Below are 12,321 nucleotides of genomic sequence, written 5' to 3' on the forward strand. Positions count from 1 at the left end.
GTTAAAGCGGAACGAGCCGCCGGGGAAAGCGAAGGAAGGCCGAAGCCCCCGATCACCTGCATTAATCACAGTGCACCTTTCGAAAAAACCGCCGCGTTGTGACAGACCGGCAGATGAAACACCGGTACGTTGCTCGCTACACATTTTTTGGAATCGCCCAGCAAAGACTGCTTGGTAATCGGCAACTCCTGCAATTCAGGCGAATCCACAGAAGTTGTATCAAGAAGGGAGCGTAGTCTACCGGAATGCTCCTTTCAGCTCAAACCTTGATCTTCGTCTGTTGGCTGCCAGTGCAATGTCCAGCCTTCGTCCATCTGACCAGCAAGACCCGGCAGGTTCGCCACGGCGAGCAACTCTTCGCCACGAAACAGCAGCGGCAATCTGCCACGCACGAAGGCCGGGACCGCGCGCTCGTTGAGCAGACGCTTGAGATCACGGCTGCCGCGCTCAGCCAATTGCATGACCTCACCGCCCTGCCGATAGGCAATACGCAAAGGCCCGGATGGAGCATGCCCGTGGAGCATGACGCGTCCGTTATCCGGCAAGCGTAGCGCTGAAGTCGGGGTCTGCCAGTCGGCGCCGATCACTGGCGTGCGCAACCAACTGTCGCTCAGCCACCAGACGCGACCGGCGCTGCGGTGCAGCTCTCCGTCGGCCAGACGCCAGATCGGTGAAGCGTCGGCGCCGGCATTGCACAGCGTTGTCCAACCCGACCAATGGTCAGCATCTGGCAGCCGGGTCAATGGTTCGAGCCAGTGGCTGAGGGCATTTCGCTGGCGCGCGTCAGACAACGCCCTCAATGGTGTCAGCTCCAGCGATGGCACACCCAGCCAAGCGAATTCATGGGGCGTTTCGGCTTGTGCGAGATCGATCTGCGCCAGCTCATCGAGCAAGCCCTGCGCCTCACGCAGATGCGCAGCCGTTCGCGCCATGCTGGCCTGCGCTTGCGGCCAGCGCTCGGCCAGCAGCGGCATGACTTGATGGCGCAGGTAATTGCGCGAAAACTGCCGGTTCTGGTTCGACGGGTCTTCGATCCAGCGCAACTGATGCGCCTGTGCATAACCTTCCAGCTCAGCACGGCTGACATCCAGCAACGGTCGAACCAGCATGCCCTGCCCCACTGGGCGCTGCTGCGGCATCGCCCCGAGCCCGCGTACACCGGCACCGCGCAACAGCCGAAACAGCAGCGTTTCCGCTTGGTCATCGCGGTGCTGGCCAGTCAGCAACACGTCATTGGTCTGCGTCAGCGAACTGAACGCGGCGTAACGCGCATCCCGCGCCGCCCGCTCCAGGCTCGCCCCGCCCTTTACGGTCACCCGCTCCACTTGCAAAGGAATGTCCAGCGCATCGCAAACGTCTTGGCAATGTTGCGGCCACGCATCGGCCGCAGCCTGAAGGCCGTGGTGGATATGAATGGCGCTGAGCGCAGGGAGGGATTCAGTGTTCGCCAGGGTGGCGAGCAGATGCAGGAGGACGGTGGAATCGAGGCCACCGGAGAAGGCGATGCGCCAGTGAGCGACGTGGCGCCAGGGCTCAAGGTTCAGCAGAAGACGGGATGGCAAATCAATCGGGGACTGGCCCATATCTGCACCTTTTCCTGGTCCTCTGTGGGAGCGAGCCTGCTCGCGAAAGCGATTTGACATTCAACAATTTCGTCGACTGTCATACCGGTTTCGCGAGCAGGCTCGCTCCCACAGGGATAGCACGCGTCTGATTAGAGACCGTAGCTCATCAGGCGATCGTAACGGCGCTTGAGCAGCGCTTCGTTATCGAACTGCTTGAGCATCGCCAGTTGCGAGCTCAGCTCGGCGCGGATCGAAGCGGCGGCCGCAGCCGGGTCACGATGGGCGCCGCCCAGTGGCTCGCTGATCACTTTGTCGACGATACCCAGGCCTTTCAAACGCTCAGCGGTGATGCCCATTGCTTCTGCGGCATCCGGTGCTTTCTCGGCAGTCTTCCACAGGATCGATGCGCAACCTTCTGGCGAGATCACCGCGTAGGTCGAATATTGCAGCATGTTCAATTGATCGCAGACGCCGATGGCCAGTGCGCCGCCGGAACCACCTTCACCAATTACAGTGGCGATGATCGGAGTCTTCAGACGCGCCATCACACGCAGGTTCCAGGCAATCGCTTCGCTCTGGTTGCGCTCTTCAGCGTCGATGCCAGGGTAGGCACCCGGGGTGTCGATGAAAGTCAGGATCGGCATCTTGAAGCGCTCGGCCATCTCCATCAGACGGCAGGCCTTGCGGTAGCCTTCCGGACGCGGCATGCCGAAGTTGCGGCGAACTTTCTCACGCACTTCACGACCCTTCTGGTGGCCGATGATCATCACCGGCTGGTCTTCCAGACGGGCGATACCGCCAACGATGGCAGCGTCGTCGGAGAAGTGACGGTCGCCGTGCAGTTCGTCGAACTCGGTGAAGATGTGCTCGATGTAATCGAGGGTATACGGGCGTTTCGGGTGACGCGCCAGGCGTGCGATCTGCCAGCTGGTCAGCTTGCCGAAGATGTCTTCGGTCAGCGTCTTGCTCTTGTCCTGCAGGCGGGAGATCTCATCGCCGATATTCAGCGAATTGTCATTACCGACCAAGCGCAACTCTTCGATCTTGGCTTGCAGGTCGGCGATCGGCTGTTCGAAATCTAGAAAATTCGGGTTCATAGGCGTCCGTCTTGGGTCGTGTCCCAAGTGAGCTTGGGCCGGCCGGTTGTCTATTCGCGCCCTACCTTAAGGGAGAGGCGCGCTGAGGTCGAGATTAAAAATTCAGGTTGCGGGCAAGCGCCATAATGGCACTTGCCGGTCAACGGTATTGGAGGAAGACGTTGTCTCGCCCGAACTGGTCACGCAGGGCTTGAATCAAGGTATCCGCCGGGTCGATCCGCCAGGTCTCGCCGAACTGCAGCAAGGTCTTCGCATCCGGGCTGGTGTACTCCATGGTCACCGGGCACGCGCCGCGATGACGCTTGAGCAGTTCGCCCAACCAGCGTAGCTGATCGCCCTTCAGATCCTGAGTGTGCAGCTTCAGGCGCAGGCTTTCGGCCAGATTGGTCCGCGCATCCTCCATGCTCATCACCCGCTTGACCCGCAGGCGCAGGCCGCCGGAGAAGTCGTCGTTGCTGACCTCGCCTTCGACCACCACCATCGCGTCGGTCTGCAGCAGCGATTGCGCCGAATGGAACGCATCGGCAAACAGCGACGCTTCGATCCGCCCGGAACGGTCGTCGAGGGTGATGAAGCCCATCTTGTCGCCCTTCTTGTTTTTCATCACCCGCAGGGCAATGATCATCCCCGCCACCGTCTGCGTGTCGCGCGCCGGTTTCAGGTCGATGATGCGCTGACGGGCAAAACGGCGGATCTCGCCTTCGTATTCGTCGATCGGGTGGCCGGTCAGGTACAGGCCCAGGGTGTCTTTTTCACCCTTGAGGCGTTCCTTGAGGGTCAGTTCCTTGGCTTTGCGATGAGATGCGTAAACGTCGGCGTCTTCTTCGACGAACAAGCCGCCAAACAGGTCGGCGTGACCACTGTCGTGGGTCCGCGCAGTCTGCTCGGCAGCCTTGATCGCCTCTTCCATCGCCGCCAGCAGTACCGCGCGGTTACGGTCGATGTTGGCTTGATAGGCCTTTTGTTCGTCGTGGAAATACGGGCCGAGGCGATCCAGCGCGCCGCTGCGAATCAGTCCGTCGAGGGTGCGCTTGTTGATGCGCTTGAGGTCGACCCGCGCGCAGAAATCGAACAGATCCTTGAACGGACCGGCCTGACGCGCTTCGGTGATCGCTTCCACCGGACCTTCACCGACGCCTTTGATCGCGCCGAGGCCGTAAACGATGCGGCCGTCGTCGTTCACCGTGAACTTGAACTCCGAAGTGTTCACGTCCGGCGCGTCGAGGCGCAGCTTCATCGTCCGCACTTCTTCGATCAAGGTCACGACCTTGTCGGTGTTGTGCATATCCGCCGAGAGTACCGCGGCCATGAACGGCGCCGGGTAGTGAGCTTTCAGCCACGCGGTCTGGTACGACACCAGGCCGTAAGCGGCGGAGTGGGATTTGTTGAAGCCGTAACCGGCGAACTTTTCCACCAGGTCGAAAATGTTACCGGCAAGATCCGCATCGATCCCGTTGGTCGCGCAACCCTCAATGAAACCGCCGCGCTGCTTGGCCATTTCTTCAGGCTTTTTCTTACCCATCGCTCGACGCAGCATGTCCGCACCGCCGAGGGTGTAACCGGCCATGACCTGAGCAATCTGCATCACCTGTTCCTGATACAGGATGATGCCGTAAGTCGGCGCGAGTACCGGCTTCAGGCCGTCATACTGGTAGTCCGAGTGCGGATACGCCAGTTCGGCGCGACCGTGCTTACGGTTGATGAAGTCGTCCACCATGCCCGATTGCAGCGGACCGGGACGGAACAGTGCCACCAGTGCGATCAAGTCTTCCAGGCAGTCGGGCTTGAGCTTTTTGATCAGCTCTTTCATGCCTCGGGATTCAAGCTGGAACACCGCCGTGGTTTCGGCTTTTTGCAGCAACTGGTAGGTCGGCTTGTCGTCCAGCGGAATAAAAGCGATATCCAGCGGCGGCTCGTTGACCTTGGCGCGGTCGCGGTTGATGGTTTTCAGCGCCCAGTCGATGATCGTCAGGGTCCGCAGGCCAAGGAAGTCGAACTTCACCAGACCGGCGGCCTCAACGTCGTCCTTATCGAACTGGGTCACCAGACCGTCGCCGGCCTCGTCGCAATAGATCGGCGAGAAGTCGGTCAGTTTGGTCGGCGCGATTACCACACCACCGGCGTGTTTGCCGACGTTACGCACCACGCCCTCGAGTTTGCGCGCCATCTCCCAGATTTCCGCCGCTTCTTCATCGACCTTGATGAAGTCGCGCAGGATTTCTTCCTGTTCGTAGGCTTTTTCCAGGGTCATGCCGACTTCGAACGGAATCATCTTCGACAGGCGATCCGCCAGGCCATAGGACTTGCCCTGCACCCGCGCCACGTCACGGACCACAGCCTTGGCGGCCATGGAGCCGAAGGTGATGATCTGGCTCACCGCATTGCGGCCGTATTTCTCGGCCACGTAATCGATCACCCGGTCACGGCCGTCCATGCAGAAGTCGACGTCGAAGTCGGGCATCGAGACCCGTTCCGGGTTGAGGAAACGTTCGAACAGCAGGTCATATTCCAGCGGGTCGAGGTCGGTGATCTTCTGTACGTAAGCCACCAGCGATCCGGCACCCGACCCACGGCCCGGACCTACCGGTACGCCGTTGTTCTTGGCCCACTGGATAAAGTCCATCACGATCAGGAAGTAACCGGGGAAGCCCATCTGGATGATGATATCCAGCTCGAAATTCAAGCGGTCGACGTAGACCTGGCGCTTGGCTTCGTAGTCTTCGGTGGTGTCCTTGGGCAGCAGCACCGCCAGGCGTTCTTCGAGCCCTTCGAAGGAGACCTTGCGGAAATATTCGTCGATGGTCATGCCATCGGGAATCGGGAAGTTGGGCAGGAAGTGCGTGCCCAGCTTCACTTCGATGTTGCAGCGCTTGGCGATCTCGACGGTGTTTTCGATGGCGTCGGGAATATCGCTGAACAGCTCGAGCATTTCCTCGGCGCTTTTCAGGTATTGCTGATCGCTGTAATTCTTCGAGCGGCGCGGGTCATCGAGGGCGCGGCCCTCACCGATGCACACGCGGGTTTCGTGTGCGGCGAAGTCTTCCTGCTTGATGAAACGCACATCGTTGGTCGCCACCAGCGGCGCACCGAGCTTGTCGGCCAGCGCCACGGCGCCATGCAGCTGTTCTTCATCGTTGGGGCGGTTGGTGCGCTGGATTTCCAGATAGAAGCGATCCGGGAACACCGCCATCCACTCGCGGGCCAGCGATTCGGCTTCCGCCGGGTTGCCGCCGATCATGGCCATGCCGATCTCGCCTTCTTTGGCGGCGGACAGCATGATCAAACCTTCGTTGGCCTCGGCCACCCATTCGCGCTCGACGATGACCATGCCGTTGCGCTGGCCTTCGATGAAGCCGCGCGAGATCAGCTCGGTGAGATTGCGATAACCCTGAGCGTTCATCACCAGCAGGCTGAGGCGACTCAGCGGCGCATCCGGGTCCTTGTTCGCCAGCCACAGGTCGGCGCCGCAAATCGGCTTGATGCCGGCGCCCATGGCGTTTTTATAGAACTTGACCAGGGAACACATGTTGTTCTGGTCGGTGACCGCGACCGCCGGCATGTTCATGGCGGTCAGCGCTTTGACCAGCGGCTTGATCCGCACCAGCCCGTCGACTAGGGAGTATTCAGTGTGCAGGCGTAGATGAACGAATGAAGCCGGCATAGTGATCCTGTCCAGTTACATAGAGACAACGAGGCCCGGATTGTACCGGGCCTCGAATAAAACATCAGCCTTGCGCCTAAACCTGCGTCAGGCTTTCCCGCGCCTCGTAAGCCAGGCGTACCGGGGCGAACGAGCGGCGGTGAATCGGCGTCGGGCCGAGCCGCGCCAGCGCTTCCAGATGAACGGGCGTCGGATAGCCTTTGTGGCCACCGATGCCGTAGCCCGGGTAGATCAATTCGAACGCCGCCATTTCGCGGTCACGACTGACCTTGGCCAGAATCGACGCCGCCGCGATCGCCGGCACCTTGCCGTCGCCCTGAATCACCGCCTCGGCACGCATCGGCAAATGCGGGCAGCGGTTACCGTCGATCATCGCCAGCTTCGGCTGAATATGCAGACCGGCAACCGCGCGCTGCATGGCCAGCATGGTCGCGTGGAGGATATTCAGATCGTCGATTTCTTCAACTTCGGCGCGGGCAATACACCAGCTCAGGGCTTTCTCGCAGATCTCGTCGTAGAGCTTTTCGCGCTTGGCTTCGGTGAGCTTTTTCGAATCGTCGAGGCCGAGGATAGGCCGGTTCGGATCGAGAATCACTGCTGCCGTTACCACCGCACCGCACAACGGGCCACGACCGACTTCATCAACACCGGCGACCAGTTCTTCGACTTCGGCTACCAGAGTGAAATCCAGGCCCATTTGCATGCTTGTCTTGCTCATTGTGTTTTGCCGATCAGGTCAAGGACGGCTTGCGCCGCCTGATTGGAAGCATCGCGCCGCAGCGTGCGGTGGATCTCGTCGAAACCGCGGGTCTGTTCATCACCACCATCGATCAAGGGCGACAGTGTCTGCGCCAAGGCTTCGACAGTCGCATCATCCTGCAACAACTCCGGCACCAGCAAGCGCTGAGCAAGCAAATTGGGCAGCGACACGTACGGGCTCTTGACCATGCGTTTGAGAATCCAGAACGTCAGCGGCGCCAACCGATACGCCACCACCATCGGCCGCTTGTACAGCAGCGCTTCAAGGGTAGCAGTGCCGGAGGCGATCAACACCGCGTTGCACGCGGCGAGGGCCAATTGGGATTTACCGTCGAGCAAGGTTACTGGCAAATCCCGGCCAGCAAGCAAGGCCTCGAGTTGCACCCGGCGTTCCGGGTTTGCACAAGGCATGACAAAGCGCACGCCCGGACGCATCGCGCGCAGACGTTCGGCGGTGTCGAGGAACAGCGCACCGAGGCGACTGACTTCCCCGCCACGGCTGCCCGGCATCAGCGCTACCAGCGGACCGTCGGCCAAGCCCAGTTCGGCGCGTGCAGCGGCGCGGTCGGCTTCCAGCGGAATGGTATCGGCCAAGGTGTGACCGACGAAACGCACCGGCACGCCTTTCTCTTCGTAGAATTTCGCCTCGAACGGCAACAGGGTCAGCATCAGATCGCAGCCTTCGCGGATCTTCAGCACCCGTTTCTGCCGCCATGCCCACACCGACGGGCTGACGTAATGCACGGTCTTGATCCCGGCCTGACGCAGCTTGAGTTCGATATTGAGGTTGAAATCCGGCGCATCGATGCCGATGAACACGTCCGGCTTGGCGGCGATCAGTGTGGCAATCAGCTCTTTGCGGCGTTTGAGTAACTCACGCAGCCGACCAAGTACTTCGACCAGGCCCATGACCGACAGGCGCTCCATGGGGAAGTACGAGGTCAGGCCTTCGGCCTGCATCAGCGGACCGCCGACACCGATGAATTCGACTGCCGGGTGCTGAGCCTTGAGCGCACGCATGAGGCCGGCGCCGAGAATGTCACCGGAAGCCTCACCCGCCACCAGCGCAATACGCAGACTGGCCATGATCAGCGGGTGATGCCGCGAGTCGACGCCTGGATCGAATCACGGAACACGGCGACTTCAGGGAACTGCGCAGAAGACTCGGCCAGCTCGGCCAGCGCCTGCTCGACCGTCAGGCCCTGGCGGTAGACCGTCTTGTAGGCACGACGCAAAGCGTGGATCGCGTCTTCGCTGAAACCGCGACGGCGCATGCCTTCGAAGTTCATGCTGCGCGCTTCGGCCGGGTTGCCGAACACGGTGACGAACGCCGGAACATCCTTGCCGATCGCCGTGCCCATGCCGGAAAAGCTGTGGGCGCCGATGTGGCAGTACTGATGCACCAGTGTGAAACCGGAGAGGATCGCCCAGTCGTCAACGTGTACATGCCCGGCCAACGCAGTGTTGTTGACCAGAATGCAGTGGTTGCCGATGACGCTGTCATGGCCGATGTGGGCATAGGCCATGATCAGGTTGTGATCACCCAGGGTGGTTTCCGAACGGTCCTGCACGGTGCCACGGTGAATGGTCACGCCTTCACGGATGACGTTGTGGTCGCCGATCACCAGGCGGGTTTCCTCGCCTTTGTACTTCAGATCCGGGGTGTCTTCGCCTACCGAAGAAAACTGGTAGATGCGATTGTGCTTACCAATGCGGGTCGGCCCCTTGAGGATCACGTGCGGCCCGATCACGGTACCCTCGCCGATTTCCACACCTGCGCCGATGATCGACCACGGGCCGACCTCGACGCCGTCAGCCAGAACGGCGGACGGATCGATGATTGCGCGAGGGTCAATCAAACTCATACTTTCTGTTCCGCGCAGATGATTTCTGCCGAGCAGACCGGCTTGCCGTCCACCGAAGCCTGGCACTCGAACTTCCAGATCTTGCGCTTGCAGCTGATGAAGGTCGCTTCAAGGATCAACTGATCGCCCGGCTTGACTGGCTGGCGGAAGCGCAGCTTGTCGGAACCGACGAAGTAATACAGGGTGCCGTCGGCCGGTTTGACGTCGAGCATCTTGAAACCGAGGATCCCGGCAGCCTGAGCCATCGCTTCGATGATCAGCACGCCCGGCATGATTGGATGCGCAGGGAAGTGACCGTTGAAGAACGGCTCATTGATGCTGACATTCTTGTAGGCGCGAATTCGCTTGCCTTCAGTGTCCAGTTCCACCACCCGGTCCACCAGCAGGAACGGGTAACGGTGAGGCAGGTATTCGCGAATCTCGTTGATGTCCATCATTTCAGGGGAAAGCCTATGTAAAGATTGGGAGCGCGACTGACGCGCACTCCTCTAGCAAATCAAGGAGGCAGTCCAGAGGCTGTGCACACTTGATATGGAAATGGTATCAGCCATCAGATGAAGCATTGCCGTCAGGGGTCACTTCCCCAACGCGCTTTTCCAGCTGTTTCAACCGTCGCGCGATGTCATCGAGCTGACGGATGCGGGCCGCGCTTTTGCGCCATTCGGCCGCCGGTTGCATGGCTGTGCCGGAAGAATAGGCGCCCGGCTCGGTAATCGAGTGAGTCACCATGGTCATCCCGGTCAGGAAAACGTTGTCGCAAATGTCAATGTGGCCGACCAGACCAACACCGCCGGCGAGCATGCAGTGCTTGCCGATCTTGGTGCTGCCGGAAATGCCAACGCACGCAGCCATGGCGGTGTGATCACCGACCTGGACGTTGTGCGCGATCTGAATCTGATTGTCGAGCTTCACACCGTTGCCGATCACAGTATCGGCCAGAGCGCCGCGGTCGATGGCGGTGTTCACGCCGATCTCGACATCGTCGCCGATGGTCACGCCACCGATCTGGGCGATTTTCTGCCAGACGCCTTTTTCGTTGGCGAAGCCGAAGCCCTCACCGCCGATCACTGCGCCGGACTGAATAACCACACGCTTGCCGATGCGCACATCGTGATACAGCGTGACGCGCGGAGCGAGCCAGCCGCCTTCACCGATTTCGCTGCGCGCGCCGACTACGCAATGCGCGCCCAGCGTGACCTGTGCAGCGATTCGCGCACCGGCTTCGATCACCACGAACGGACCGATGCTGGCACTCGGGTCAACCACCGCGTCCGCCGCGATCACCGCTGTCGGATGAATCCCGCCAGCCGCTTTTGGCTTTGGATCGAACAGATGCGAGATGCGTGCATAGGCCAGGTAAGGGTCCGGCACCACCAAGGCATTACCTGCGAAACCTTCGGCGTCGGCTTCCTTGAGCAGCAGTGCAGCTGCTTGAGAACCGGCCAGGTATTTGCGGTATTGGGGATTTGCCAGAAAGCTCAACTGAGCTGGGCCAGCCTCTTGCAAAGTGGCTAGCCCAGTAATTTGCGTCTCGGGGTCGCCACGCAGGGTGGCGCCGAGGTGCTCGGCCAACTGGCCGAGCCTGATAGTCACGGTCATGGGTTACTTCAGCTGATTCATGCGCTCGATAACCTGGCGCGTGATGTCGTACTGAGGCTTGACATCGATGACTGCGCCACGCTCGAACACCAGATCAAAACCACCCTTCTTGATGACTTCTTCCACAGCGCTGTCCAGCTTCGGCTTCAGCTGCTTGAGCATTTCACGGTCAGCAACGGCCTTGGCTTCGTTCAGCTCCTTGGACTGGAACTGGAAGTCGCGGGCCTTTTGCTTGAATTCCAGCTCCAGACGCTCACGCTCGCCCTGCTGCATTTTGTCGCCACCGGCCATCAGACGGTCCTGAATGCCTTTGGCGCTGCTTTCCAGGGTTTTCAGCTTGGTCAGTTGCGGACCGAACTTCTTCTCGGCATCCACGGCGTACTTCTTCGCCGCGTCGGATTCCAGCAGTGCCATCTGATAGTTCAGCACGGCAATTTTCATGTCGGCGAACGCCGGGCCTGCCACCAGTACGGAGGCCAGGAGAACCAATTGAGTCAACTTACGCACGATGCACTCCTACAAAATCCATTGTCGTTGTCTTGGGTCAGACGCTTAGAACGTCTGGCCGAGGGAGAATTGGAACACTTGAGTTTCAGCGTCATCCGGTTTCTTGACCGGCATCGCCAGCGCAAAGCTCAAAGGACCCAGTGCGGTGACCCAGGTCACGCCGACACCTACGGAACTGGCCATGTTGCTCAGGCTGATGTCGTTGCACTTGGTGTTGGACGACGAACCATTGGCGTTCGTAGTGTCCTTGCACTGCGAGTCAAACACGTTACCGACATCCCAGAAGACCGAAGTACGCAGGGACCGCTGATCCTTGACGAATGGCAGCGGGAACAGAACTTCTACACCGCCCTGGATCAGGACGTTACCACCGAACGGCAGCGGATCCTGGTCCGGGTCGGCGATAGTGCCCGGGTTGTTACCACGGCTCGGCGTACTGCGCGGGCCGAGGGTGCTGTCCTTGAAGCCACGAACCGAGTTGAAACCACCGGCATAGTAGTTTTCATAGAACGGCAGACCATCGGTCGAACCGTAACCATCGCCATAACCGAGTTCGGAGTGCAGGCGCAGTGTGTAGTTTTCGGTGATCGGCTGGAACAGCTGACCACGGTAGTCAAGTTTGAAGAACGACAGGTCGCTGCCAGGAATGGTGGTTTCCAGGGTCAGGCTCTGGGAACGACCACGGGTCGGCAACACGCCTTTGTTCAGGGTCGACTCGGACCAACCGGCCGAGGCCTTGAAGTTCAGGTAGTTGTCGCCTTCCTTCTCGACGAAATCGAAAATCTCGTCAACGGTATAGCGACCGGTGTTGATCTTGTCCTGCTGGGCAGACAGACCGAAGGTCAGACGCGAAGTCTCACTGATCGGGTAGCCGACGTTTACGCCCGCACCGAGGCTGTCTACCGCATAGCTGGAAATATCAGCATCGAGTTCATCGTAGTCGGTGGTGCGATAGAACGCGTTGTAACCCAGGCTCACGCCATCAGCGGTCCAGTAGGGGTCAACGTAGCCGAAGTTGTAGCGGCTCTGGTATTCGCTGCGGGTCAGGCCGATGCTGACGCGGTTACCGGTACCGAGGAAGTTGTTCTGGGTGATCGAACCACCGAGGATCAAACCGGCGCTCTGCGCGAAACCGACGCTGGCGGTGATCGAACCGGAAGCCTGTTCTTCAACGGCGTAGTTCACATCGACCTGGTCGTCGACACCTGGCACGGCCGGGGTTTCAACGTTGACTTCCTTGAAGAAGCCCAGGCGTTCCAGACGGGTCT

General features: G+C 60.1%; 10 protein-coding genes. All 10 read right to left on the reverse strand.

The annotated features are described in order from the left end of the window. Nucleotides 1-254: 254 nt before the first annotated feature. The gene (gene tilS, locus D8U70_RS27495; RefSeq protein WP_130930199.1) at nucleotides 255-1,583 is read right to left on the reverse strand and encodes a tRNA lysidine(34) synthetase TilS; all 1,329 of its coding nucleotides are present in this window, start codon (nucleotides 1,581-1,583) and stop codon (nucleotides 255-257) included. 131 nt (nucleotides 1,584-1,714) lie between these two features. Beyond that, nucleotides 1,715-2,662, reverse strand: coding sequence for an acetyl-CoA carboxylase carboxyltransferase subunit alpha (locus D8U70_RS27500; RefSeq protein ID WP_016771465.1), 948 nt, complete (start codon nucleotides 2,660-2,662; stop codon nucleotides 1,715-1,717). 139 nt (nucleotides 2,663-2,801) lie between these two features. Then, nucleotides 2,802-6,323, reverse strand: coding sequence for a DNA polymerase III subunit alpha (gene dnaE, locus D8U70_RS27505; protein ID WP_110645898.1), 3,522 nt, complete (start codon nucleotides 6,321-6,323; stop codon nucleotides 2,802-2,804). 76 nt (nucleotides 6,324-6,399) lie between these two features. Further along, entirely contained in the window at nucleotides 6,400-7,026 is a 627-nt protein-coding gene (rnhB, locus tag D8U70_RS27510) for a ribonuclease HII (protein WP_016771466.1), read from the reverse strand. An 11-nt stretch (nucleotides 7,027-7,037) separates the two neighbouring features. Continuing rightward, nucleotides 7,038-8,171: a lipid-A-disaccharide synthase gene (lpxB, locus tag D8U70_RS27515; RefSeq protein WP_177434012.1), complete on the reverse strand. Its 1,134-nt coding sequence runs from the start codon at nucleotides 8,169-8,171 to the stop codon at nucleotides 7,038-7,040. Further along, nucleotides 8,171-8,947, reverse strand: coding sequence for an acyl-ACP--UDP-N-acetylglucosamine O-acyltransferase (gene lpxA, locus D8U70_RS27520; protein WP_073476048.1), 777 nt, complete (start codon nucleotides 8,945-8,947; stop codon nucleotides 8,171-8,173). The genes lpxB and lpxA overlap by 1 nt, the downstream gene beginning before the upstream one ends. After that, complete coding sequence (gene fabZ / locus D8U70_RS27525) at nucleotides 8,944-9,384, reverse strand: 3-hydroxyacyl-ACP dehydratase FabZ (RefSeq protein ID WP_016771469.1); 441 nt, start codon at nucleotides 9,382-9,384, stop codon at nucleotides 8,944-8,946. Before fabZ ends, lpxA begins: the two co-directional genes overlap by 4 nt. Nucleotides 9,385-9,490: 106 nt before the next feature. Beyond that, nucleotides 9,491-10,546: a UDP-3-O-(3-hydroxymyristoyl)glucosamine N-acyltransferase gene (gene lpxD / locus D8U70_RS27530; protein ID WP_056783213.1), complete on the reverse strand. Its 1,056-nt coding sequence runs from the start codon at nucleotides 10,544-10,546 to the stop codon at nucleotides 9,491-9,493. A 3-nt stretch (nucleotides 10,547-10,549) separates the two neighbouring features. After that, nucleotides 10,550-11,053, reverse strand: coding sequence for an OmpH family outer membrane protein (locus D8U70_RS27535; protein WP_003222140.1), 504 nt, complete (start codon nucleotides 11,051-11,053; stop codon nucleotides 10,550-10,552). 45 nt (nucleotides 11,054-11,098) lie between these two features. Further along, nucleotides 11,099-12,321, reverse strand: a 1,223-nt coding sequence (gene bamA / locus D8U70_RS27540; RefSeq protein WP_130930201.1) for an outer membrane protein assembly factor BamA, incomplete at its 5' end; no start/stop codon positions are given.

The organism is Pseudomonas sp. Sample_20 (assembly GCF_004307585.1).
GTDB lineage: Bacteria > Pseudomonadota > Gammaproteobacteria > Pseudomonadales > Pseudomonadaceae > Aquipseudomonas > Aquipseudomonas atacamensis.